Origin of the sequence: Saccharothrix texasensis (genome assembly GCF_003752005.1) — a bacterium.
Lineage (GTDB): Bacteria > Actinomycetota > Actinomycetes > Mycobacteriales > Pseudonocardiaceae > Actinosynnema > Actinosynnema texasense.
The window spans coordinates 8,150,629-8,175,363 of record NZ_RJKM01000001.1 but is presented as its reverse complement, the minus strand read 5'-3'; the positions used below and the strand labels follow the sequence as shown (position 1 = coordinate 8,175,363).

The following is a 24,735-nucleotide window of genomic DNA, read 5'->3' as shown; positions in this document are numbered from 1 at the left end:
TCACCGTCTGCACACGACCGGAGGAATGACTTGCACGTTCACCGAGGCCACACTCGATCGTGGTGACCGCTTGTCACATTGCCGGGGGTGCCGTGAGCCAAGGACTGCTGTTCGGACCGGACGACGCTCCCACCGCCAAACCCGTCGGGGACGGCTGGCAACAAATGCGGGTGCTGATCACCGTCAAGGCAGCGCCCAACCCGTCGGAGACCTACGGCGAGACGGTGTGCGTGGCCGGTATCCGCCTGGATTTCGACGCGCCCGGCTGGGTACGCCTGTACCCGATCAACTTCCGCGAACTCGACAGCCCGCACACCTTCAAGAAGTACGACATCGTGTCCCTGCGGGCCAAGCCCGCCCGAGGCGACTTCCGCACCGAGAGTTGGCGCCCGGACATCACCAGCGCGCACACCGTGGACCACCTCAAGCCGTGGACACGACGACGTGTCGAGATCGAGCCCTACGTCGACGCATCCATGTGCACGATCCGCGAAGCGGTCCACGCGAACTCCGCCGCGCCATCCCTGGCCGCCGTTCGCCCCGACCGGATCCTCGGCATCGACATCAAACCCCATCCGGGATGGAGCCCCGAGGACCAGCGCAAGATCGACCGCTACGTCGGTCAACTCGACCTCACCGGCGGTGCCCGGACCGCACTGCAGCCGCCGCGGTTCCAGGGCTGGTACCGCTACCGCTGCACACCACGCTGCAACGGCCACCGCCAAGGCATCCTCGACTGGGAGTTCGTCGCCCTGCAACGCAAGCTGAAGCACCACAACGACGAGGACCTCGCCCGCGAGCTACGAGCCAAGTACCTCGACCAGATGTGCGCGCCAGACCGGGACACGGTCTTCTACGTCGGCAACCAGGCCAAGAGCCCGCGCACCTTCAGCGTCCTGGGCGTCTACTGGCCCACACGCTAGACCGACACCTGATCCAGACGGGCACGAACCGCCTCCAGCACCACGTGCCGGTGACAGCGCTCCTCGTCGGCCTCGAAGCACATCACCGCCACCCGCCGCTCCCCCGCCAGCACCGCCAGCCGGTCCAGAGCACTATCCGCGGCCCCCACATCCAGCAGGTCCGCGTACCGCCCGCGAGCCCGCGACAACGCCACGTCGTCACCGGCAAACCCCGGCCTGTTGTCCTTCGGGTTGCCCAACTCGCGCAGGTGCAGGTACTCCACCCCGGCCCCGGACACCGCCTCGGCCAACGCACGCTTGCTGAAGCCGCGCTTGCGCGAGATCGGCGTCAACCGGACGTCCGCCAGGACGTGCACGCCGAGGTCGGCCAGCCGGGACACGAAGCCCTCCACGTCCAGGCCCTCGTACCCGACACCCACCACACCCAAAGCCTCTCGCACAGTCCGACTCTGCCACACCCTCTGCAACCACGAACACCGACCAGCCCCTGCACAGCCACCAGCCACGCGCTCCCCAAGAGCACGGGGTGCTTCTTCGGAGACGCAGAAGTGCTCACTCTGAGCACGGTCCGGCCACCATGCCGTTCACCGCTGTTGACCTGCGGTTTCGCGTCGTTCAGCGAAGTTGAGCGCGGTTCGAAGAGCACTTCGGTGTGAATGAAGCCGAAAAATACTTCTATCAGCAGAAACGCGATTACCGCAGGGAAACGTTGCCATTGGGAGCCGTTGAATGCGGATCAATGACGTTCAAAACGTCCAACGGCTCCCGATTTGCTCCCACCGCCCCTCCCACGGGCTCATCGAGGTGCCGACCCGCCAATCGGACCAGGGACCATGCATCCAGGTCACCAGCAACGCGCCTACCCGGTCCTACGCGGCCGGCAGCAGGGTTCAGACTTCGAACGCCTCACCGGGTGCGGCAGACGCCTCGGGCGGAAGCGGCGTCGGTGCTCAAGCAGCAACGCGGCACGGATCAACTCTGGCGATGGCCGGACACCACCGCGTTAGGCCATCGCCGGCCCACTCGGGCACCGACTCCAGACCGTCCACCCGACCAACCGACCGGTCGGATTCGGGTGGGCGAGCAGCCGACGAACCGACACCCCCGGATCGTGGACCCACCCACGGCCACCGAGCGTCGAAGACACCACCACGACCTCCCTGCCGCCCATCGAGGCCCCGGGCCGATCACCACCAGGCACGACTGCAGAGTGGCCGAATTCGCACTTCACCCTCTGTGTCGTCTCCGGGAATTCGGATGCCCGCAGCATGCGTTTCCCGAAGCGGTACCGACGCGTGACGCCTCGAGTCGGTTGCAGCAGCATCGGGTTGGATGTTGGTCGGAAGAGTCGAGCGCGTACGGCCATTCGGGCGACTTGGACACCGATCAATCGGTCGAGGGTATAGGTTGAGGTTGTTACCCCGGACCTCGGTGACGTGATACCTCCGTGTTGACCACGAAGGCGGATCGCACACCGAGGTTTTTTGCGGGAATGACGGCACCAATCCGCTCGATTCATGCCGGCTCCTGCGCCCGCCCTTCGCATCTTGTCGCACTGGCGCGCCGCGCAGGCCGCCTCCATCCTGTTTCAGGAAATGAATTCTTCATGCGCCGTATCCGCACGATCGTCCAAGCAGTGTTCGGGGCCACCGCCGTGGCCGGGGGCCTGCTCGCCCTCACTCCGGCGGCCCAGGCCATCACCATCCCCGTGGCGTGCAGTGAGACTGCCCTGGTCGCGGCGGTGAACCTGGCCAACTCCACCCCCACCTCGGACACCCTCGTCCTGGCCGGCGGCTGCACCTACGGCATGACCACGGCCCACGGTGGCGCGTCCAACGCGCTGCCGGTGATCACCACCCCGATCGAGATGATCGGCCCGGCCACCGTCACCAACGCCTCACTGCTGGGCCTGGGTCTGTTCCGGATCGCCGAGGTCGCCCCGACCGGCAGGCTGACGCTCAGCACCGGCGTCGCGTTCACCCGCGGCAACGTGCTCGGCCACGGCGGCGGCATCCTCAACCGCGGTGCGGTCACCCTCACCGGGAGCACCCTGACCGGCAACACCGCTTCGGGTAACGGCGGCGGCCTGGCCAACGCCGACACCCCGTCCGGCACCGCACCCGCGGCGACCTTCACCAACAGTCCGGTGTCCGGCAACACGACCCTGCTCGGCGACGGCGGTGGCATCTACAACGGCCTGCGCGGCACGTTGACAGTCACCGGTGTCTCCGGCAGCCCGTTGTTCGTCACCGGCAACAGCGCCGGTCGGGGTGGCGGCATCTCCGCGATCGCCTCCACGGCCACGACCCTGACCCAGACCGCCGTGACCGACAACCACGCGCTCTTGAGCCTGGGCAACTCCGGCGGCGTCCACCGCCAAGGCGGAACGATGACGACCAACAACGCACCCATCACCGCGAATACGGCCAACAACTGCGTCGGCAGCGTTCCCGCGGTCCCCAACTGCACCGGCTGACCGCTCCCGGTGACACCACACCGGGCGCTCTACCCATCAGAACCACCAACAGAAGGAGCACGGCATCATGGGAATCGTCATCGTCGGCGGCTTGATCGACTCCGTCATCGGCATCGTCAACGGCACCGCGGCAGGCATCCTCGGCGCCGCAGGGGCCGTCCTCTTCCCCCTGCTCGGCCTCTGACACCGCAACCCGATCGACACGACCCCCGCCAGACACCACCGGCGGGGGTCGCGCCGATCAACCAGATCTTTCCGGTGGTGCCGTGACGGTCACGGTCCTACGCGTCCCTCAAATTCCGTCTCGCAGCTCCTCGCGGAGACGGGCCCTTCGTGACTTGGCAGCGGAAGCAAGGAGCATCTACCTCGTGATCCGGTTCCCTCGATCGGTGGCGTGTCGTTCCGCTCTGCTCTCCGCCGCTCGGCCGGACGCCCGCCGTGCGGGTCAGGCGATGGGGTAGGTGGAGATGTCGCCGCAGGTGAGGGGGGCGGGTTCGGGGATGGGGGTGATGGTGGTGTGGCAGACCTGGACGGTGACGCGGTCGATCGGCACCGGGACCGGGGTCGGGACGAGCGGCACGGTGAGCACGAACTCGAACTTGGTCGCGCTGGTCGTGCCCTGGCGTTCGGTGTCGACGACGGTGCGGCCGCTGTAGGCGGTGAACACGGCCACCGCGACGGTGTTGACAGGCGGTGCGCACGGGGTGATGTCGCGCAGCGCCACCTCGCCGGTGACCTTGACCGCGGTCACGGGTTGTGGCGGCGGGACCGGCGAAGTGTTGCGCCAGGCCAGCTGGCCGGCGGTGTAGCTGCTGAGGCAGCGGTCGGTGTGCTCGGCCTTGAACGCCACCGACGCCGCCGTGGGGTCGGCGCTCGCGCCACCGGTGAGGGTCAGGGTGGTCGCGGCGGCCGCGAACGCCACTGCGGCGGCACGACCGATCCTGGATGACAGAGGTGAGGTCATTCGAGCAGACTCCTTTGTCTTCGCTTCGAATATTCCTGGTTGAACACCCCGCCGATGCCCGCAGACCCCCCGCGTCCGGCGCCGAGACCGGACACAGGGACAGGACCGGTGGGTCGTGCGGCAGATGCGTCGTGCCGCGACCGTCCGGCATCTCGGCGAGGGGTGACGGTGTCGACGACCACCAAGCCGCGGCCGGCCATCATCCGTTGATGCGGGCCGAACATGACGTCGCGATACCACTTATTCCGTAGCGGACCACCACCTCCGGGACTGGGTGTCGAACATGCTTGGACGGTGCGACGCATCTCCGCCTCTCACGCGAAACACTCTGGGTTGACCAACAGCTACTGCCAGTGCCGGATACGGGCAACCAGGCGACGTCACGTGACTGCGGAGTTGCACACGGTGCTGGTTCGGCAGTCGTCTGATGGAGACAGGTCGAGCCGAGGGGCGGACAGCACTCGACCATCAGGCACCGTGCGGCAGGTCCGAGGTACGACGCCCTCTGCGCGACGAAGCGGAACGGCGACGGTGCCACCCGACCGCGCGGGACTGCCGAACGCATCCGCACGTTCCCCGGCACCTGGAATGACGTCGCGGGGGCACTGTGCTTGGAGCCGTACCTCTGGGTTGTTCGTGGAAGACGTCGTCTCCTGCGGGGACGTCGGGGTGAACCGTGGCGATGCCGCCGGATCTCCGCGCGTGAGCGGGGGCGGGTCGCGGTCGGAGCACGGCTCGCGCGGATCTCGCCGTTCGGCGGTGTCCCGGGACTTCGGGCCGCGTGTGCTCGGCCTGCCCCGGTGGTGCGGGCGTGCTGCCGGTGACCCTGTCGACTGCGGTGGCGTCTGTGCCTGCTGATCGGTGGCGACGACCTCGTCACGACGGGCCGGCGTTCCTGGTTGTGCCAGGTGCGCCGGCCCTGTCGCGCGATCGGTGGCCCGGTTCGGGCCTGATCGGCTAGCGGACGGCTTCGAACACGGCCGTCCAGGTGGTGTGGAAGGTCATGGCCTGGCAGCGGATGTCGGTGTCGGCCTTGAGCTTCACGGCGTCGGTCAGCTTGAACGGGTAGTTCGCCTCGCTCACCGCCAGCGTGGGGAAGAGCGCGTCGGCGCCGGCGGTGGACAGTTCGACCTGGCCTTGGCAGTAGGCGCTGTCGACGCTGTTCCCGACGGTGTCGATGACGACCTCGCCCGCGGTGACGGACGCGAGTCTGGCCTTCACGTTGCTGTTGGGGTTGGTGAGCGTCAGGGTGACGTAGGCGTTCTCGCCGGGCAGCAGGACGCCGGTCTGCGCGCCGGTGACGGTGACGGAGGTGAAGGCCTCGGTCGAACCGGCGACCGGACCGGCGGTGCTGCTCTGGGCGAACGTGGCGACCGCGAAGCCGGTGACGCCCATCAGCGTGCCGACGGCGGCGAGGACGATCACGGGCTTGATCTTCGAGGTGACGCGCATGGCTTTTCTCCTGACATCGGGTGGGATCTCGTGGTGGGACACCGCGAGGTGAAGGGGTGGGGAGGCGGACGGCGTGGTCGTCAGGGCCGGGTCGTCGGTACCGGTTCGCCCGGGCTGGTCGGCTCGGGGACGAGTGGGGTGTCGACCACCGAGGACGTGGTGGGGCTTGTCCCAGGTGCGGTCGCGGTGGTGAGGATCGGCTGCCCTGGCGTCGGCGTGGGTTGTGCCGTCGTCGGGTGGGCGGTTGTCGTCGGTGCCGCGGCGGAGGTCTCATCGGGTGCCCATTGGCCGGTCGCGCCGTGGACCGACACGGTCACGTTCGAGGTCAGAGCGACCGCGGCGTTCGCGACGGCGGTGACGAGTTCCGCACCGACGAGATGGACGGCGACCACCGCGGCGATGGCGATGATTCGCCGGGCGGTGCGCGAGCTATCGGGTTTCTTGGGGTTCCGGTTTCCGGGATCTTCCGTCGTTCCGAGATCGGGCACGGTGGGCTCGCAATTTGTTCCTGCGCTGCGGGCTCGCCACCGGGAATTCCGGGGTGCACCCGCGATCCGCCAAGGGCTCGGAGATCCACCGAGCAGAGGACTGGCGGTGCGAGGTCTTCACCGATCATTTCGGTGCCGACCGGGGAAACGTTACTCCGGACGGTCGTGCGCTTTGACCCGGACGGCTGCGAATAATTCCAAGATCGGGTACGAATATCCGACGGAAGACTGCACGTGGCCAGATCGGAACGATGAGGAGTGACGGCTGCGGAATCCGCTCCGGATCCGATGCGTCGCCGGGACCTGTGGCGTCCGACGCGTCCGTCCGCCTTCGACTCGCGGGCGTTATTCGACCTGGCGCGGAAACTCACTGCGAGAATAGGGCCACCCACAGTAGAGAGGGCCCCTGGAAAGGGTAGGTATTTCTCGCATCGAGGGGAAAAACAGCGCATCGGAGTGGTCGTTCATGATGCGTCTTCCCTGACTTCACAAAGTGGCGGAGCGTGAGCCGTGAAGGGTGCCATCCGATTCGGCGTTTTCGTTCCAGGCAGCGTCTACCATGTGACTCCGGACCCCGGTCATTCGGATTACCCTTGCGGGTCCGCGGCATCGGCTCGGACCCACCCACGGGTGGAGAGTGATCATGACTTCAACAGCGCGCGCACGTACGGCTCGCCGTTTGGCTCGGGCTCTGATCGGTTTGGGCACGGTGGCCGGGTTCGCCTTGGTGGCGCCGGGCACGGCCCAGGCGATCCCGCCGGGATGCACGCAAACGGGCAACAACTTCGTCTGCACCGCCGGTGTACCCGCAGGCCAAGTCCTCGACGGCACCTCGGCCAACAACATCATCACCATCACCGGCGGCCCGGTCGACGGCACCGTCAACGGCCTCGGCGGCAACGACACGATCACCGTCACCGGGGTCGCGGGCGTCGCGGGACCGAACGGAGCGCCCGGCGCTAACGGCACCGCGGGCACCCCGGCCGGCAGCGCCGGCGGCAACGGCGGCGTGGGAACCGGCGGCGGTGTCGCCGTCGGTAGCACCGGGATCATCGACGGTGGCGCGGGCACGGACAGCGTCACCGTCACCGGCGGCGCGGGCGGCAGCGGCGGCACCGGCGGCACCGGCGGCACCGGGCTGGGCAGCGGCGCCGGAGGCGCCGGTGGCAACGGCGGTGTGGGCGGCGTCGGCGGCGCGGGCAACGCCGGGCTGATCCACGGCGGCGCGGGCAACGACACCGTCAACGCCACCGGAGGCAAGGGCGGCAACGGCGGCCTCGGTGCGCTCGGCGGCAACGGCGGCGCCACCGCGGGTGGCGCGGGTGCCGGTGGCATCGGCGGCGCGGCAGGTGTCGGTGGTGTCGGCAACTCCGGCACCATCAACGGCGGCACCGCCGACGCCGGTCTCGACACCGTCACCACCACCGGTGGTGCGGGCGGAGCCGGTGCCGCGGGCGGTGTCGGCGGCTGCGGCAGCGGCGGCGGCGCGGGCGGCGTCGGCGGAGCGGGCGGCGCGGGCGGTATCGGCAACTCCGGCACCATCAACGGCGGCGTCGGAGTCGACACCCTCAAAGCCAACGGCGGTCTCGGCGGCACCGGTGGTATCGGCGGCAAGGGCGGCAACGGCATCAGCGCCACCCAGCCCGGCGGCGCCGGTGGCGTCGGCGGAGCGGGCGGAGCGGGCGGTATCGGCAACTCCGGCGCCGTCAACGGCGACGCCGGTGCCGATGTCATCACCGTCACCGGCGGCAACGGCGGCAACGGCGGGGCCGGCGGCAACGGCGGCACCGGGTGCAGCGGCCCCGGCGGCGCGGGCGGTCTCGGCGGAGCAGCGGGCGCGGGCGGTCTGGGCAACACCGGCACCGTCGAAGCCGGCGCCACCATCGTCAACGGCACCCCCGGATCCCCCGGCGCCAACGGCGTAGCCGGTGTCAACAACGGCGGCGTCTGCTCCTGCTGACCCGACCCCGTGACGCAGAACCACCACGACCCCGGGCTTGCGGCCACCCCGCCGCAAGCCCGGGGTCCGGCCCGCGACGCAGCGAAGGCACTGTGCCCGACAGCGAGGACTCCCTCACCCCTTCGTGCCCGGCGACGCCCCTCGGACCTGATCGCCCGGTGATCCTGTCGGCGTTCGCCCGGCGTCACGCGACGTCAACGCTCCTCCGCTCCCACGCGCTCCTGGAGGTCGTGAACCGCCGCCGGACTCGCACGGACGACATCCGGCCAGCGCAACCCCCAGCCGACAGGGTCAGCCCAGCTACTGCACCAGCAGCAGGTGCACCTCGCGCTGCTCCTCCAGAATCAGGTATAAGACCTGACTCGCCCTATCCGGTCCGAAGCTCCAGTACCGCACCGCCGCGCCGGAATTGTCCTCGTGCTGCGGACCACCGCTCCGCTCGACGGGTCCACAACGGGCCGCCGATCGACAACTCCGGGGTGCAGTCCGCCGGAATGGCGGTGTTCAAGGTCGCAGGCGAGGAAGAACCCTGCGTGACCGGATCGCTGCCTGACCTGCCCGAATAGCACCGGATTCAGCCTGCGCCGTGACCTGCGCCGGCATGGTGAAAATTGCAGTATCAACTCCCGAGGCCGTCTGAGGTGTAACAAACGACCGTTGAACATCGAATCACCCATATGGGCAGACGAAAAAGACGCGAAAAGATCATGCGGCCCCACCATGACCTACCGGCGTCGGCCACGCCCGTCAAGGCCGGTTGGGTGGCCACGATGGTGAAAACCCCTGGTTCTTGGCCGCCGGAGCGCTCGTTGCCTTACTCGGCCTGGTAGCAGCCATCTTCGGCCCGGTACCCGACCGGTTGAAGGACGAGACCGAGGTATCGAACTTCCACGCCAAACCGGTGAACAAACGAGGGGTGACACAATTCGTCCTACCATTGGATGCACCGCTCGCGGACCTGCCGTCCGAACCCAGCGGCTACTGCAGCGAGCCCATCATCGACTGGCTCAGCAAGATCGGCAAGGAGATTCCGCCGTACCAACGGATCTCCATCACGAACACGGCCGAGGAAGGCGCCATGCTGGCAATTTCCAACGTCCGCGCGGTGGATGTGCGCAGATACGAACCACAACCCGTGATGGTCTTCACCTGCCCAGATGGCGGCACTGGGGACAACGCCGTCCTGCACCTGCGGCTGGATCACGATCCGCAGGCACAACTCTTCAACGTCGACACCGGGAAGACCGGACCGTTCGCCTTCAACCTCCAGCCCGGAGAACAGGGGTCGATCGAACTGCACCTGCTCGGCGACGAGGGCAATAGCTACTCCGGCCGCATCGTCGCAGATGTGTCCACGGGCGGAAAAACCACCACTGTCGACCTTCCACTCAACGGAGGCGTCGACGGATTCGACCGGATCAGTGCCGGCAAGTACGCGCAGCTGTACGTACGACCGGGCATGAAGCCGGGAACCTTGACGTGCGGGTGGAATGACGCGAAATCGGAAGAACGCGGCACGATGAGCCCTTCCTCCGACTGTCGGCCCGAGCAGATTCGTTCCATACTGGCCGAGATCAAGTAGCAGAGATCGGAAAACGATGCACAAAGCAGCATGGGTCGCGGTTGCCATGGTCCTGTTAGCCGCTGTCGGAATATTCGCGGCAAGGATCGACTGGCAGGCGGAATCCGGAACTCAAGTGGCTTCGAGCGAAAGAACCCAAGAGGAAGCGACCACACCCGAGGACCCCTCTCCACCGCGTGACGCGGCGCCTGACGCAGCGACCGAGGTGATCAACGTTGTCGCCGCCCGCGCCGGCGTTCCGGTCGACGGCTACACGGCCGGCCGGCCGGGCGCACCGATCGACAGTTGCTTCCCCTCCGCAGCCGGTGTGACCGCCGACATCGTCTCCTGTGGGACCACTGCCCACAACGCGGACGTCTGCTGGCTTGCCCCTGACCGCGTCGGACTCCTGTGCGGTACCGACCCCTGGGAGAAGGAACTACTCGCCTACACCACCGCCCAGCCGGTCACCCGCGCGCCCGCCACGTCCACGCCCCGGCCCTGGGCCTTGGAACTCGCCGACGGGTCACGGTGCCGGATGCGCACCGGCGGCTCCTGGCCTGGACGGGCGGACGGCTACGTGGGCGCGTACCGCTGCACCGGCCCGACGGAGTTCGTGCTGAGCAAGTCCGACGCTCAGGTGGACCGCTCCACCGCCACCTGGACGGTCATGACCGGCGGGCTGAGCGCGGACAACCGCACTCTCCCACCCCCGACACCGATCACCGTCGTCACCGCCTACTTCGCCTCTGTCTGACCCGACGACGAAGTAGTTTCCCGTACACCGAGAAGGCGCTCCACTCGAGAAGTCATCACTGGTAGCTGTTTCCGAGCTATTGGTGTTGGACGAGTCGACGGCTGGTGATGTGGATCGTGAACCAGCGGACCTTGGCCGCGTGGTGATGACGGAGCCGTTCGCAGTCGCGGACGCAGCGGCGGTGTCCGGTGATCCACGCCAGGGTGCGCCCTACCACCCACCTCCGGGGCAGCACGGTGAAGAAGACCACGCCCGCGTCTTTCACGGCGGGACTCGACCCGGCCCGGCGACGGTCGTGAAGCTCGTCGAGCAGCTTCGGGGTCGAGTTCGTCCTCCGGGCCCCTGGGCGTCGCCTCCTCCACCTACCACGCGGGGTGGCCCGACAGGCCTACCCGTCGGATCGCGAGCGCGAGGACCAGGCGGTCACCGCGGAGATCGTGGACATCCACACGGCCTCGGGCGGCACCTACGACAGCCCGCGGGTGCACCAGGTATTGCGACGCCGGGGTATCCGCGTGTCGCGCAAGCGGGTCGAGCGGTGATGCGCCGGACCGGTTGCGGGTGGCCGACGCCACCCGGATCCGCACCGGCGAGGACGTCTTCTGGCTCGCGGCTGTGCGCGACGCCTTCTCCAATCGGATCGTGGGCTGGAAGACCGGCGACCGCGGGTCGACCTACACGGCCCTCCGCTTCGGGGAATGGTTGGCGGACAACGGATTCTGCCTTCGATGGGGTCGGTCGGCGACTCGTCCACACCACCTCGAACTAGGTGGGCAACCCTCGGTGCGGGTGGTGGGGCCGGCACCAGCACAGGTCGGGGGTTGGCCTGATGGTTGAGCGGTCGGGGAATTTCTAGGGTTCTCCTCATGCTCGGACAAATGATCCCCCTGCGTCGCGAAGCGATCGCACTGTCCTCCGCGGTCCTCGTGGCCGTCTCGCTCGCAGCGTGCTCGACTCAGACCGCCGCGAGCAGCCCGGCCCCCAGCACGTCCGCCTCCGCCTCCGCATCCGCGACGAGCACGCCCGAGATCCGCAAGGTGACGAACGCCGAGCACGATCTGGTCTTCCACGTCGCGGACGGCAAGCTGCCCGCCCTGGTCCTGGACGCGGGCGGCGGCCTGAGCTCGTCGTACTGGAAGGACCTGGCGCCGCGGCTGGCGAAGGCCACGGGCTCGAAGGTCATCACCTACGACCGGGCGGGTGAGGGCGAGAGCGACGAGGTGTCGGGGCCGTGGCGGGTGGAGAACGCCGTGTCGGACCTGGAAGCCGGCCTCAAGGAGTTGGGGGTGACGAAGGACGTCGTCCTGGTCTCGCACTCGATCGCGGGTGAGGTCGCCACCAACTTCGTGAACAAGAACCCCGGCTGGGTGTCCGGCGCGGTCCTCGTCGACGCGAACGTGCCCGACTTCTTCACCGACGAGATGCTGACGGCGTTCGAACCCGTCATCGAGGCGCAGCGAACCTCCCTGCTGGCGCAGGAGTCGACCAAGAAGAACCGCCAACTGCTCGCCGTGATGGTCGACTACGCCCCCGTTCACCGCGTCTTCCACAAGCTCTCCTGGCCGCAGGACGTGCCGGTGACCACGATCGTCGCGTCCGAGACCCCGTTCGTCGACTCCCCGGAAGCAGCGAAGCTGTGGCGGGACGCCCAGGCCCGGTTCGCCCAGGCCGGCCCGAACCGGAAGCACGTGGTCGCCGAGAACACCTCGCACGAGGGGATCGTGACCGAACGCCCGGACCTCATCGCCGCCGCGGTCGACGACGTGCTGAAGACCATCCGCTAGCCGCACTGATCACAGCGCCGAGGGCAACCCGGACGGCGTCGCGCCGAACGGAACGCTTACGTCGTTCGCCGCGGCGGCGCTCCCGTCGAGCCACCGTCCGGTGTCGCGGCCCCGCGACCCGGTCACGGCCCGAAGTCAGGTGTCACCCGGTCGGGTCTTGTTCCACCTCAGATGGACTGACACCGCGAGCGGCGGGAAACCGTGTGACGAACCGTTCCGAGGAGGTGGGCGACCGTGCACCACCGTGTCCAGATCGCGCGCTGTGCCGCACAGCCGATCCTCGTCATCTCACCCCCCGGCCTGCTGACCACCGCCGTCGGGTTCGACCTGCTGCGCATCCTCACCCACCGCACCGAATTCGACGTGACCGCGGCCCACCTCATCGCCGCCGGAGTGGTGATGGGAGTCCTCAGCACAGCGGCGGCATGGATCGAGTGGTCCGTGTCCACCCCACCCCGCAGTCCCGTTCGACAAGTCGGCCGGCTCCAAGCCCTCACCAACGTCGTCATGTTGACGCTGTTCGCGAGCAGCTGGCTGCTCAGGGCCGAGCAGCCCGCCTGGCAGGCCACCGGCCCCGCGCTCGCCCTCGCCTGCACCGGGGTCCTGGTCGGCGCCATCGGCGGCTGGTTGGGCGGTGAGCTCGTCGAGCGGCTCGGCGCCGCGGAGCACAGCCGAACCAACCTGCCCAAACCCGTCATGAAACCGGCCTTCCGAGGCTGACGGCCCGACAAGTGCGCCCTACCGCCCTCCCGAACCGCGCAGGCCGGCTCAAGACACCCTGCTCCCGCAGGGAATCGCACGTCGAGACCGCGGACGCCGATAGCCCCCTCACTGGCCGAATGACTGGCGGACGCGACCGAACCGGCACGATGCGATTTCCCTTTCCTTCCGCCCACAGAGCACGGTGACACCCTGTGGGGTGCCAGAACTCTGCATCGAGGCGTTGAGCTGCGGTGATTGCGATCATGGGATACGGCCCTGCAGCGTGGCGTCACGACCGCCGTACTTGATGTTCGTCTGGCTGGTCCACCGGCTGGCTCTGCCCGCTCGATCGTCGCGACCAAGGATGTGCGGCGGCCGGCGCCGCGGCACCCGGTCCGTAGCGCCGGCAGACCGGACCGATCACAGCGATCGTCGCACCGGAGCGTCGACCCCCGGTTGCCGTTCGCTCACCGGGCACCGTCTCGCGACGGCACCAGCCCAGATCAGAGGAAGCGGAGCGCATGGTGACATGCCAAGCCGCCCCGGCCCGTTATCCGGGTTGAGCGGGCCGCCCCGCTCGGGCACCGGAGTCAGGGCTTCGAACGCCTCACCGAGCGACGAGCACCTCGGGTGGAAGCGCACGGATCTGCTCCTGCGCACCAGGATCGATGTCAAGGGTGTGCGCCATGATCGTCGTCGACCGCCGCCCGGCAGCGGCGACTGCAGACCCGACTCCGCCCGCAACTCGTCCCACGACGCACTGCCCGGCCGGGAGACACCCTGACGGGCCTCGACGGTGGTGTCCACCAGCCGACGGGCCGCTTCCGGGTTTTCGCGGTTCAGCAACGCGACCGGCCGCCACACCTGCAGGATCGACCGCGGCTGGTCCAGACGCAGAGTCCGCCGGGCCGCGGTCAACGCGGCATCGAGAGCCGCATCGAACTCGCCGGCGTGCTCCGGCGGCAAGGCGGTGCGGATCAACTCCGGCGAGCCGAACAGTGCGGCCGTCCTGCCACCATCCACCCGCTCGGGCGCCGACTCGAGACCGTCCACGTCCGCCACCCGGCCGACGGGCCGACGGGCCGACGGGCCGATCAGGCTCGGACGAACGAGCAGCCGGAGAACTCACACATCGGACAGCAGACCCGACCGCCGTCACCGAGCGTCGGGAGACCGCTGCACAGCGACCACCTGACCCGCACGGATGGCATTCCCGGCGGGCGCGGGCAGGCCCGGTGGGGTTCGGGGTCGACGTGGCAAGTGTCGGCTGTCGCTTCGTGGTTCCGTGCTCCGCAGTCCCCGACCGGACCAGGACACTTCTGCGATGAGCGGTCACTTCACCGTCACGCGTCGGAGCGAACCCGGCGATCCCCGGGACGCTCGTGACATCTGCCTCGTGGGAGTCGGCCCGCGCGGTCTGTCGGTGCTCGAACGGCTCTGCGCCAACGCCCGCGAGATGCCGCACCGCACCGTGCGCGTGCGCTTGGTCGATCCCCGGTTGGGCGTCGGTGGCCAGGTGTGGCGGTTCGACCAGTCCCGGCACCTGCTGATGAACACCGTCGCGTCCCAGGTCACCGTGTTCGTCGACGACAGCGTCGACTGCGCCGGTCCCGTGGTGCCCGGCCCCAGCCTGCACGAGTGGGCGCACCTCGTCGTCCGACTCGACCCGTTCCCGGACCTCCCGGCCTGGGTGCGCCGCGAGGCGCTGACCCTCGGTCCCGACGCTTACCCGACCCGGGCCCTCTACGGCCACTACCTGGACTGGGCGCTGCGGCACCTGGTCGAGCACGCCCCCGCCAACCTGGTCATCACACGGCACCCGCAGCGGGTGGTCGACCTCGTCGACCAGGACGACGGCCTGCAGGCGGCGGTCCTGTCCAACGGCGAACAGCTCACGGGGCTGCACCGCGTCGTGCTCGCCCTCGGCCACCTCGACACCGCGCCGACCCCCGCGCAGCAGCGGTTGCGGGACCTCGCCGCCCGCGACGGGCTGCGCTACGTTCCCCCGAGCAACCCGGCCGACGTCGACCTGAGCGCCGTCAGCGCCGGTGAACCGGTCATCCTGCGAGGCCTGGGCCTGAACTTCTTCGACCACCTGGCGCTGCTGACCTCCGGCCGCGGCGGGGTGTTCCACCTCAACCGGGGCGGGCGGTTGCACTACGAGCCTTCCGGCCGGGAACCCCACCTGATCGCCGGTTCCCGGCGCGGGGTGCCATACCACGCGCGAGGCGAGAACCAGAAGGGCGTGTCGGGCCGCCACGTCCCGCTGTTCCTGACCCCGCGCCGCATCGCGGCGCTGCGCGCGTCCGGCCCGGTGGACTTCCGCGCCGACATCTGGCCCTGGGTCGACCGGGAGGTGCGTGCCGTCTACTACGCCACCACCGTGGTCAACCGGTCGGGTGAAGTCGAAGGGGCGCGCTTCCTGCGCGAGTTCCGCGAGCTGGCGGAGTCGGCGGCCGCGGCCGGCGCGGAGGACGGACTGCTGCGCCGGTTCGGGTTCGGACCGGCGCAGCGCTGGGACTGGGAGTCCGTCGCCACGCCCTGCCGCACGCGGTTCGCCGGACCGGGCGCGTTCCGCGACTGGTTGTTGTCCCACCTCGACGCCGATGTCCGCGAAGCGCGCCTGGGCAACGTCCGCGGCCCGCTCAAGGCCGCCTTGGACGTCCTGCGCGACCTGCGCAACGAGATCCGGATCCTGGTCGACCACGGCGGCCTCACCGGCGCCTCTTACCGCGACGACCTCGACGGCTGGTACACGCCGCTCAACGCCTTCCTGTCCATCGGCCCGCCCGTGCAGCGCGTAGAGCAGGCCGCGGCGTTGATCGAGGCCGGCCTGCTCACCGTCGTCGGACCGGGGATGGTCGTGGAGCACGTCGACGACGGCCAGGGCTTCCTGGCCCGCAGCCCGCTCGTGCCGGGGGCCGAGTACCGGGCTCGCACGCTCGTCGAGGCGCGGCTGCCCGAGGTCGACGCCCGCCGCACCACCGATCCCCTGCTCACCCGCCTGCTCGCCCGCGGCGCCTGTGCCCTCAACCGCATACCGAACCGCACGACCGGGTGGTACGAGACCGGGGGCATCGCCGTGACCGCGCGCCCCTACGCGTTGCTCGACGCACAGCGGCGGCCTCACCCCCGCCGGTTCGCGTTCGGCGTGCCCACCGAGACCGTGCACTGGGCCACCGCCGCGGGAGTGCGACCGGGCGTCAACTCGGTCATCCTCGGCGACGCCGACGCGCTGGCCCGGGAATGCCTGGACCTGACCGCCCACGCGGTCGACGAACCAGCCACCGCCTGAAGGGATCAGACATGTTCGCAGACAGCGGTTTGCTCTCACCTGGGTGGGCCGGCACCGGGATCGACGACCTGCTCGACGACCGCGCCTGGCTGACCGCCATGATCCGGGTCGAGGAGGCGCTGGCCCGCGCGCAGGCCCGCATCGGCATGGTCCCGCCCGCCACGGCCTCGGCGCTCGCCGAGGTCGACGCCGACGCGTTCGACTGGCCCGACCTCGTCGAAGGGGTCCGCGAGACCGGCAACCCGACCGTCGGCTTCGTCGCGCAGCTGACCGGCATCGTCGCCGGGATCGACCCGCGGGCCGCGGACTTCGTCCACCGCGGCGGCACGAGCCAGGACATCCTCGACACCGCCACCATGCTCATCTGCCACGCTGTCCTCGGCCGGGTGCTCCACGACCTGCGGCGCACCGCCGACGCGCTGGCCGGTCTGGCCCGTGAACACCGCGACACCCCCATGGCCGGTCGCACCATGACCCAGCACGCCGTCCCGATCACCTTCGGCCTCAAGGCGGCGGGCTGGCTCAACGCCGTGCTCGACGTCGTCGACCGCCTCGACCACCTGCGCTCGCACGGGCTGCCCGTGTCGCTGGGCGGCGCCGCCGGCACCCTGGCCGCCTACCAGGAGTTCACCGACACCGACAGCCTCGACCTCGTCGAGCACCTCGCCACCGACCTCGGACTCACCGCACCGCTGATCCCCTGGCACAGCGCCCGACTGCCGGTCGTCGACGTGGCCAACGCGCTCAGCCTGGTCACCGGCACGCTCGGCAAGCTCGCCGCGGACGTCGAGGTCCTCACCCGCACCGAGATCGGCGAACTGGCCGAGCCGGCCGCACCGGGCCGCGGCGCCTCCTCCGCCATGCCGCAGAAGCGCAACCCCGTCCACACCACCGCCATCCTCACCGCCGCCCGCCAAGTGCCGGCACTGGTCTCCGTGCTGCACCAGTGCATGGTGGTGCCCGACGAACGCTCCGCGGGCGGCTGGCACGCCGAGTGGCAACCGCTGCGCGAAGCCCTGCGACTCGCCGCCGGCGCGGCGCGCAACGCCTCGCACCTCGCCTCCGGCCTGACCGTGTTCCCCGACAGGATGGCCGAGAACCTCGCCCTCACCGGCGGCGGCATCGTCTCGGAACGCCTCAGCGCCGCGCTGACCCCGCTGCTCGGCAGGGTCGCGGCGAAGAAGGTCATGACGGAAGTCACCGCCACCACCGGCGACACCGCCGAAGTCCTGGCGCGACAACTCCACGCCCAAGGGCACGACAGCGACCCGGCGCGGTGGCGGGCCCTGTGCGACCCGGCCGGTTACCTGGGCGCATCGTCCCGACTCGTCGACCGGGTCCTCGACCGCCACCTCACCGGTCGGCGACCGTCAAGCCCGCATCCTCGCGATGGTGCAACGACCCCCGCCGGTCCAGGAGACCTGTGGGGTCCCACAGGAACCTGAGTCGTGTCGGCACCTGGCGGGACGCGGCACCCCGGTGCCCGCTCCGTGCTTTCGGCACGTCCTCGTGAACGGCACCCCTGTCATCCAGGACGGCAAGGAGATCCCGGACGCACGCCCGCCGGGCGATCCGCCGGCCCAGGCACCCTCGCTGATCTCGCCGAGCCGGGCCGCCTTGCAGGGTTTCGCTGACCGGAGAGCCGGAAGAGTTCGGCGTTGCCGACGTGGCGATCCTCAGCGCCTCGACGGGCGGCAAGCCGAACTCTGTCGGCCCCGGCGCACCCGTGACGAGGCCGAGAACGAAGCCGCCTGGGCACACCACCCAGGTCGAACCGACCCCCATCCCGGCATCACCGACCCGATCCAGGTAACGACCGCCTCGGGTTATCGGGGGAAGTTCACCCGGCGACCGGACACCGCTAACGGCAGCGCCTGCGCGGCATTCTCAACGAGTACCACTACCTCGCCTGACCTGCACGGACGACATTTCGGCAAGCACAAGGCCGTAGCCTGCCTCGATGCCGACCCCGCGCGCCACCGCGCGGGCCTGACCGGCCGCCGCCAGTGCCGCGTCCCGGAACCATCCGAGTTCGGCACCTCGCGCACGCCCGTCCCGGTCGACGAGGAAGCGTGGATTGCGTCCCCTCGTTCAGCCCTCCACGTGCTTGAGTCGGGTCTCGTGGTGGGCGTTGCGTCGAATCCGGGTTCCCAGAGGTCGGGTTCGGCCGAGGCGTCCGGCTGGAGCACGCCCACATCACGTGACGCGGCGCGTTCGGTCCGTGGTCCAAGTCCTGCGGTGGGGTTGTCGCACTCGTCGGTGACCGGTGCTGGAGTGACGACGAGGAAGCGATGAGGTAGTCGATCGGCTGCTCCGATCAGGTGAGACGACGCTGGATCGCTCAAGTTGGTGCGCACGGCTGCCGATGGAGAGAGGAGAAGCGCCGGACCTGCCACAGCGGGCCGGTGCTCTGGCATCTGTGGCGGGTCCAGCAAGGATCGGACTCTCCCGGTGGGAACGCGCCGCGCGGCGGGCGACCGGAGCAGGTCCAACTCGCCCTCGGTCCGGCTCCGAGACCACGAGGGTGGGTGTGCCTTCGAGGTCTTCGGGACCGGTCGGAGTCGGTCGGTTCGGAGGGTGTCAGGCGGGATGGTCGACGGGGCCCAGGAGGTAGTTGCCCGGTGCGTCGGGGTCGGTGCTGAGGTAGAAGTCGACGATGGCCTGCCGGTACTCCTCGTAGCTGATGGTTCCGCTGCCGTCGCGGTCCAGCCTGGTGAACGCTTCTTCCGTGTGCTGTCGGGCGACGCCGAGCGCGCCGTACAGGCGCAGGTACTCCGCGCGGCTGAGAACGCCGTCGCCGTCGGTGTCGAAGGCGTCGAGGATGGCGTCGGCGATGGCCATGACGGCGCTTTCGAAGTGCTCGGGCGCGGTGACGTCGGTCTTCATGACGGTGATGAACTCGCCGCGGGACACCCGGCCGTCGCCGTCGGTGTCGCTGTGCCGGAGCAGCAGCTGCCACCACTGTTCGAAGGCGTCGTGGATGGCCGTGATGTTGGCGTGGTCCTCCGGTGGCGCGACCTGTGAGAACACCGTGGCCGTCGCCTTGAGGTCGTCGTGGGTGAGGTGCCCGTCCCGGTTCTGGTCGAACCAGTCGAACAGAGAATCGAACTTCCGGTCCATCATCGAGCCGGTCATGCTGACTCCCGTTCCCCGGACCGCGTCGGGCGGCGCGGTGGTGTCCGGGAGGACGCTAGGAACGCCGACGCTCAGACCACTCGCAAACCAGGTCCGGGTCACCTCCCCGGGTGGACAACTTCAGCACGACGGGTGACCCCAGGACGTGCACCCGGTTCGTGCGGTCAGCCGCCGACGTGGATGCCGGGGCGGCGGTCGCGGTCGCGTTCGTTGGTGCGGATGATCTCGCGGACGACCGGTGCCGTGTCGCCGCGGCCGAGGAGCAGGTAGCGGAACAGGTGACCGAGGGGGTTGCCCTCGCTCCACTCGAAGTGGCAGTGCGGGCGCACGCCGGTGGTGTCGCGCAGGGCGAGCAGGATGGCGGCGATGGCGTTGGGCGCGGCGGGGCTGTCGGCACGCAGCACGCGGTGGCCGTCGACGTCGATGCCCCGCACGCGCAGCACGTCGCTGAAGTCGGAGGGGTCGATCACGTCGATCTCCAGGAACAGCACGTCGGCCGCGCCCGGCACGGGGTTCATGCCGCGCTGCTCGGTCTCCTTCACCGCGTACTCGGCGGCGTTCCCGCTCTGGCGGCGGTTGGCGATCAGCGTCAGGGCGCCGTCGTGGGCGATGGACTCGGTGACGAACCGGCGGGCGGCGTCGTCGAACTCGATGTGCTTGACCCGCAGCTCGGTGGTGCGGGTGACCCGGGAGACCAGCGACACCGCGATGATGCCGAGGATGAAGAAGAACGAGATGGTGATGCCGTCGGGCTTTTCGATCACGTTCTCCACCAGCGCGTAGAGCAGGAGCAGCGTCAGCACGGTGAACCCGATCGCCTGGCGGCGCTGCCGGCGGCGCATCGCGGAGATGGTGACCGCGGTGGAGGCGGAGACCATCATCGCGAGGATGCCGGTGGCGTAAGCGCCGGCCTGCGCGTTGACGTCGGCGTTGAAGACGATCGTGACCAGCACGCAGACGGCGGTGTAGACGAGCACCACCGGCCGCACCGCGCGGGTCCAGTCCGGGGCCATGCCGTAGGCGGGCAGGTAGCGCGGCACGATGTTGATCAGACCGGCCATCGCGGAGGCGCCCGCGAACCAGAGGATCAGGATGCTGCTGATGTCGTAGGCGGTGCCGACCCACTCGCCGAGCAGTTCGTGCGCCAGGTAGGCCAAGGCGCGGCCGTTGGCCTCACCACCGGGTTGGAACGCCTCGGCCGGGACGAGGACGGTGGTGACGAAGCTGGTGGCGATCAGGTAGACCGACATGATCAGCGCGGCGGTGGTGAGCAGCTTGCGGGTGTTGCGGATGCGGCTGTCCAGCCGCTCCTGGTCGGTGCGGCCGTCGGCGGCGACCAGGGGCATCATGCTCACCCCGGTCTCGAACCCGGACAGGCCCAGCACCAGCAGCGGGAACGCCAGGACTGCCGGGCCGACCACCCCGGCGAAACCGCCGCCGCCGGAGGTCAGGGCGTCCACCCAACGGTCCAGCAGGGTGGGCTGGGCCAACAGCTCGACCACGCCCGCGCCCACGACCACGGCGTTGAGCAGCAGGAACACCGCCACGAGCGGGATGGCCACGCTGACGGCCTCGCTGAAGCCGAGCAGGAACACCCCGCCCAGGATCAGCAGCAGCACGACCGTGATCAGCACCTCGTGGCCGTGCAGGAAGTGCGGGGTGACCGGGTTCTCGACCAGGTGAACCGTGGCGTCCGCCGAGGACAGGGTGATCGTGATGATCCAGGAGGTGGCCACGAACCCGAGCAGGACCAGCACGAACAGCTTGCCCCGCCAGAACGGCAGCAGCTTCTCCAGCATCGCCACCGAACCCTGGCCGTGCGGGCTCTCCTTCGCCACCCGCCGGTACATCGGCAACATGCCCAACAGGGTCAACGCCACGATCAGCAACGTCGCCAACGGCGAGATCGCCCCGGCCGCCAGCGCCGCGATGCCGGGCAGGTAGGACAGCGTGGAGAAGTAGTCCACACCGGTCAGGCACATCACCTTCCACCACGAGTGCGGCTCGGCGTGGCTCTCGGCGCTGGCCGGCCCTTCGGGCGCGACCTGGTGGCGCAACAGCCACCGCCCCAGTCCGGTCGACGGCGCGGGCGGTGTGACTGGACTGTCCACACGTGCCGGAACAGCGGGTTCGGACATGCCGGTCATGCGAGCTCTCCTGGTGGTGATCGTGTCGTGCTGTGCAAAAGCATGCAGGGGTTTCCGATGTCGCGTGCGACGACGGCGGGCGACCAGCCGTGGCCCGCGGCGAACGGACGGGCGAAGCGGACGAAACAGCCGGCGCTACCCGTGATGTGGTGGTCGACAGCGGGGCCGCTGGTCACTCCCGCATTCCACGTCGGTGTTGTCGCGTGTCACCGCGTCCGGCCGATCAGCACGTCGCTTTCCCGCAGGCGGTTCGCCGTCGGATCGTCCACACTCTCCCGACCGGCATGATCTGGGCGGTGCCCGCGGTGCCCAGCCCGGTCAGCGTCATGGCCGCCAAGTGCGCCCCGATCCGCTCGGTGGGCACCACCAGGTCCGCTCCGGCCTGCCGCAACGCCGGCACGTGCTGCGGTTGACGCACCGCGACCACGATCCTGGCCTGGGGCCTGCTCGACGGACCAGCGTCACGACCATCGCGGTCGTCGCGTCACCCGTGCAGCTCACGACCACGCACCGCGCCTGCGACACACCCGCCCGGCGCAGCACTGCGGCATCGGTGGCCGCCGCACCGGTCCGGCTGTAGCCGATCACCAGTACCGCCCTCGATCGGGGGCCACCCTCCATCTGCGACGACGGGTCCGGGACACGCACCCGGCCACACTCACACATCCCCGGTTCGAATCGGCTCGGAGTCCTGAAGCTTTTACGTGTCCTTGATGCCGATCGACGCCGTGAAGGGCATGACCTCATCATCTGCGGCCATTGGGCGTCACCCGAGCGCACAATCGCGGTGCCACGAATGGAGACGGGTACGGGGCGGAGGATCCCGACGACCTCGGCCCGTCAGGATGGGAAGCGGTAGCCCTGTGCCGGGTCTGGCGGGCAGGTGCCCGGGATGTGAGGGCACGGGTCCGAGCAGGGGCGCGACGGCCCCGGTGGCCAGGCGGGAGGAGTCGAGCAGGTTGTCGACCAGGCCCGTCAGGCGGTCGGCGGAGACTCTCACGGCCTCCAGCAGTTCAGTGGTGTCCTCGGGCGAGAGCCGCAGGTCGGTGTCGCGCAGGCTGCCGATGGCGGCTTTGATCGAGGTCAGCGGGGTTGCGCAGGTCGTGGCCGACGGCGGAGAGGATCGCGGTGCGCAGTTCGGTGGTCTCGGCGCGCCGACGGGCTTCCGCCGGCTCGGCGGTCATGCGCTGATGCAGCAGGGCCAGCAGGGCCTGGTCGGCAGCGGCTTCCAGGGCCCGCTGGTCGCTCGCCGGGAGGGTCCGCCCCCGCAGCGCCAGGTGCACGTCCGCGGTGACCGGCACGTCGACGTCGGCCTCGTCGGGCTCACCGCACGGTCCGGGCCCCACGCATGCGACGCGTTCCCATTCGCCGTCATGCCGCTCCAGCAGCGCCACCGACTCCAGACCGAAGTTCTCGCGCACCTTCCCCAACAGCCGGGGCAACGGGTGTGGACTGGTCAGGACGGTACGGGCCCGCGCGCCCTGCTCGGCCAGCCGCGCGGCCCGGTCCACCACCAGTGCGACCAGGAACGCGACCGTGAGCATGGCCAGCAGGGTGACCAGGTTCTCCAAGGTCGCCACCGCCAGGCTGTAGGAGGGCGCGGTGAAGAAGAAGTTCAGCAGCCCGGCTCCGAGCAGCGCCGCGCCGAGCGCCGGTCCCAAGCCGCCGACCAGTGCCACGACGACCGTGGCCAGGAAGAACCCGACGAGATCGGTGGAGAAGGACATTTCGTCCCGGCCGAGCACGCCCAAGCCGGTGACCACGGCGGGCGCCACCACCGCCGACGCCCACCCCAGCAGTCGGCGCGACGGGGTCAGCGCGCCCCGGTTTGACCGGCCACCGGAAACCGCGCCTGGCCTGCGCGTGGGTGACCATGTGCACGTCGGTAGAAGACTCCCAGTTCCTGGTACGAGATTGAGCCGGGCAGTTCCACCACCTCGTTCGACGCGGTCTTCTCCGACGCAGGCATTCAGGTCGTGAAATGCCACCACGGTGTCCGCGAGCCAACGCCCACGCCGAGCGGTTCGCGCCCCACTACAACCACCGCCGACCACACAGAGCACTCCAGCTCGCACCACGACGACCGGACAGGCCAGAGGGAGAGCCGAACTGTACGTCGATACATCGCCGACCGGTCCTCGGCGGCCCCACAGGGCCGGCTGAACCTGGGGTTCCGCGGTCGCTACCTCGGCTTTAAGGACACGCTAAGGGCCGTTCCGAGACTCGTCCCCACAGTTGTCGCGTGAAGTGGAGGGGACGAGATGAGGACTGGACCACAGTCGGCGAGACTCGTCGCAGTGGGAGTGGCGCTGGTGTCCGCGGCGGCTGGAGTGGTGGCTCCGGCCTACGCCGCGCCCACCGTGCAGACGACGGTGGTGTCGCGCACGTCGGCGGCCACGCCAGTCGACAAGGAGGTGGTCGTGTCCTGTCCGCCGGGCACCAAGGTGTACTCGGCGGGCGGGCGGGTCAGCGACTGGTCGAAGTACGTCGAACTGGAGGCGGTTACCCCGCTGCCGGACCTGGCCGGGGTGCGCGTCGTCGCCACGACCTCGGCCACCGTGCCACCTTGGACCGCGACCGCCTACGCGGTGTGCGGGCCGGGGAACCCCTCGTTGGCCACCCCGGCGGTCGCGTCGCTGAACAATCCGTTGGTGAGCAAGCTTTCGGAGGCGGTCTGCGCGAGCGGCACGGCGGTCGGGGCCGGTGCCGAACTGTCCGGGGACATCGCCCAGGCCGGGATTGAAGGAGTGATGCCGCAGCAGGACAAGGGCAGGGCGTGGGCGTCGGGTGATCCGCTGGCCCAGTGGGAGGTGACGGCCTCCGCGGTGTGCCTGCAATGGCCGGGACAGGTGCAACTGGCCGAGAACAAGGTCTTCGTGCCGGGGACGATCGCCACCGCCACCGCGGAATGTCCCGTGGGCGGGGGGACGCTCCTCGGCGGGGGCGCTGTGACGGGTTTCGCGCCCAACGTGGTCACCAGGCTCGTGGAGCTGAAGCTGGAGCAGGGCAAGGTGACCGGGGTCGGCGTCCGCATCGAGGGGGCAAGCCCTTGGGCGGTGAGCGTCAGCGCGCTCTGCGGCACGTCCTGAAC

22 protein-coding genes are annotated in these 24,735 nt (G+C 69.6%); 11 read left to right on the top strand and 11 right to left on the bottom strand.

The window, feature by feature from the left end:
• The first annotated feature begins 62 nt into the window (after positions 1-62).
• A complete protein-coding gene (locus EDD40_RS36770; RefSeq protein ID WP_246038149.1) occupies positions 63-923 on the top strand; it encodes a hypothetical protein in 861 nt (286 codons plus the stop codon).
• Here EDD40_RS36770 and EDD40_RS36765 read toward each other — a convergent pair.
• Complete coding sequence (locus tag EDD40_RS36765; RefSeq protein ID WP_123746953.1) at positions 920-1,363, bottom strand: DUF488 domain-containing protein; 444 nt, start codon at positions 1,361-1,363, stop codon at positions 920-922. The two genes, EDD40_RS36770 and EDD40_RS36765, sit on opposite strands and share 4 nt — an antisense overlap.
• A gap of 1,007 nt (positions 1,364-2,370) precedes the next feature.
• On the opposite strand from EDD40_RS36765, the gene EDD40_RS36760 reads away from it, so the two are divergent.
• Positions 2,371-3,399: a hypothetical protein gene (locus EDD40_RS36760; RefSeq protein ID WP_148089031.1), complete on the top strand. Its 1,029-nt coding sequence runs from the start codon at positions 2,371-2,373 to the stop codon at positions 3,397-3,399.
• 445 nt (positions 3,400-3,844) lie between these two features.
• On the opposite strand, the gene EDD40_RS36755 is transcribed toward EDD40_RS36760, so the two are convergent.
• The 3 genes from EDD40_RS36755 to EDD40_RS41245 form a co-directional block, all read right to left on the bottom strand.
• Positions 3,845-4,363, bottom strand: coding sequence for a hypothetical protein (locus EDD40_RS36755; RefSeq protein WP_148089030.1), 519 nt, complete (start codon positions 4,361-4,363; stop codon positions 3,845-3,847).
• A gap of 957 nt (positions 4,364-5,320) precedes the next feature.
• Positions 5,321-5,815 (bottom strand): hypothetical protein, encoded by a 495-nt coding sequence (locus tag EDD40_RS36750; RefSeq protein ID WP_123746950.1) that lies wholly within the window; start codon positions 5,813-5,815, stop codon positions 5,321-5,323.
• A gap of 80 nt (positions 5,816-5,895) precedes the next feature.
• Positions 5,896-6,303 (bottom strand): hypothetical protein, encoded by a 408-nt coding sequence (locus EDD40_RS41245; protein ID WP_148089029.1) that lies wholly within the window; start codon positions 6,301-6,303, stop codon positions 5,896-5,898.
• A gap of 679 nt (positions 6,304-6,982) precedes the next feature.
• Between EDD40_RS41245 and EDD40_RS44515 the strand changes: the two genes are divergently transcribed.
• From EDD40_RS44515 to EDD40_RS36720, 6 genes are all read left to right on the top strand, one after another.
• Positions 6,983-8,263 (top strand): hypothetical protein, encoded by a 1,281-nt coding sequence (locus EDD40_RS44515; RefSeq protein WP_170184875.1) that lies wholly within the window; start codon positions 6,983-6,985, stop codon positions 8,261-8,263.
• A gap of 790 nt (positions 8,264-9,053) precedes the next feature.
• Complete coding sequence (locus EDD40_RS36745; protein WP_148089028.1) at positions 9,054-9,845, top strand: hypothetical protein; 792 nt, start codon at positions 9,054-9,056, stop codon at positions 9,843-9,845.
• 16 nt (positions 9,846-9,861) lie between these two features.
• Positions 9,862-10,581, top strand: a complete 720-nt coding sequence (locus EDD40_RS41240; RefSeq protein WP_148089027.1) for a hypothetical protein — start codon at positions 9,862-9,864, stop codon at positions 10,579-10,581.
• Positions 10,582-10,955: 374 nt separating this feature from the next.
• Entirely contained in the window at positions 10,956-11,123 is a 168-nt protein-coding gene (locus tag EDD40_RS36730) for an IS3 family transposase (protein WP_123746947.1), read from the top strand.
• A 336-nt stretch (positions 11,124-11,459) separates the two neighbouring features.
• Positions 11,460-12,365 (top strand): alpha/beta fold hydrolase, encoded by a 906-nt coding sequence (locus tag EDD40_RS36725; RefSeq protein ID WP_211348321.1) that lies wholly within the window; start codon positions 11,460-11,462, stop codon positions 12,363-12,365.
• 234 nt (positions 12,366-12,599) lie between these two features.
• Entirely contained in the window at positions 12,600-13,085 is a 486-nt protein-coding gene (locus EDD40_RS36720) for a DUF2231 domain-containing protein (protein ID WP_123746945.1), read from the top strand.
• A 402-nt stretch (positions 13,086-13,487) separates the two neighbouring features.
• On the opposite strand, the gene EDD40_RS41235 is transcribed toward EDD40_RS36720, so the two are convergent.
• Positions 13,488-14,120 carry a DUF6247 family protein gene (locus EDD40_RS41235; protein WP_148089026.1) on the bottom strand — a complete coding sequence of 211 codons (633 nt, stop codon included), beginning with the start codon at positions 14,118-14,120 and terminating at the stop codon, positions 13,488-13,490.
• Between the two features lie 343 nt (positions 14,121-14,463).
• On the opposite strand from EDD40_RS41235, the gene EDD40_RS36715 reads away from it, so the two are divergent.
• Together EDD40_RS36715 and pcaB are read left to right on the top strand one after the other, a co-directional pair.
• On the top strand, positions 14,464-16,362 hold the full coding sequence (locus tag EDD40_RS36715; RefSeq protein WP_246038148.1) for an FAD/NAD(P)-binding protein: 1,899 nt from the start codon (positions 14,464-14,466) through the stop codon (positions 16,360-16,362).
• 11 nt (positions 16,363-16,373) lie between these two features.
• Positions 16,374-17,807, top strand: a complete 1,434-nt coding sequence (pcaB, locus tag EDD40_RS36710) for a 3-carboxy-cis,cis-muconate cycloisomerase (RefSeq protein WP_123746943.1) — start codon at positions 16,374-16,376, stop codon at positions 17,805-17,807.
• Positions 17,808-18,942: 1,135 nt separating this feature from the next.
• On the opposite strand, the gene EDD40_RS36705 is transcribed toward pcaB, so the two are convergent.
• The 6 genes from EDD40_RS36705 to EDD40_RS36690 all read right to left on the bottom strand — a co-directional run bounded on the left by EDD40_RS36705 (position 18,943) and on the right by EDD40_RS36690 (position 23,422).
• Positions 18,943-19,599, bottom strand: a complete 657-nt coding sequence (locus EDD40_RS36705; RefSeq protein WP_211348320.1) for an EF-hand domain-containing protein — start codon at positions 19,597-19,599, stop codon at positions 18,943-18,945.
• A 62-nt stretch (positions 19,600-19,661) separates the two neighbouring features.
• Positions 19,662-21,644 (bottom strand): amino acid transporter, encoded by a 1,983-nt coding sequence (locus EDD40_RS36700; RefSeq protein ID WP_123746941.1) that lies wholly within the window; start codon positions 21,642-21,644, stop codon positions 19,662-19,664.
• Between the two features lie 223 nt (positions 21,645-21,867).
• Positions 21,868-22,062 carry a hypothetical protein gene (locus EDD40_RS42140; RefSeq protein WP_170184874.1) on the bottom strand — a complete coding sequence of 65 codons (195 nt, stop codon included), beginning with the start codon at positions 22,060-22,062 and terminating at the stop codon, positions 21,868-21,870.
• A complete protein-coding gene (locus tag EDD40_RS44925) occupies positions 21,969-22,265 on the bottom strand; it encodes an NAD-binding protein (RefSeq protein ID WP_425471362.1) in 297 nt (98 codons plus the stop codon). Before EDD40_RS44925 ends, EDD40_RS42140 begins: the two co-directional genes overlap by 94 nt.
• 145 nt (positions 22,266-22,410) lie before the next feature.
• Positions 22,411-22,686, bottom strand: coding sequence for a hypothetical protein (locus EDD40_RS44920; RefSeq protein ID WP_425471361.1), 276 nt, complete (start codon positions 22,684-22,686; stop codon positions 22,411-22,413).
• Positions 22,658-23,422: a DUF4118 domain-containing protein gene (locus tag EDD40_RS36690; RefSeq protein ID WP_425471297.1), complete on the bottom strand. Its 765-nt coding sequence runs from the start codon at positions 23,420-23,422 to the stop codon at positions 22,658-22,660. The genes EDD40_RS44920 and EDD40_RS36690 overlap by 29 nt, the downstream gene beginning before the upstream one ends.
• A 519-nt stretch (positions 23,423-23,941) precedes the next feature.
• On the opposite strand from EDD40_RS36690, the gene EDD40_RS36680 reads away from it, so the two are divergent.
• The gene (locus EDD40_RS36680) at positions 23,942-24,733 is read left to right on the top strand and encodes a hypothetical protein (protein ID WP_148089025.1); all 792 of its coding nucleotides are present in this window, start codon (positions 23,942-23,944) and stop codon (positions 24,731-24,733) included.
• Positions 24,734-24,735: the final 2 nt, after the last annotated feature.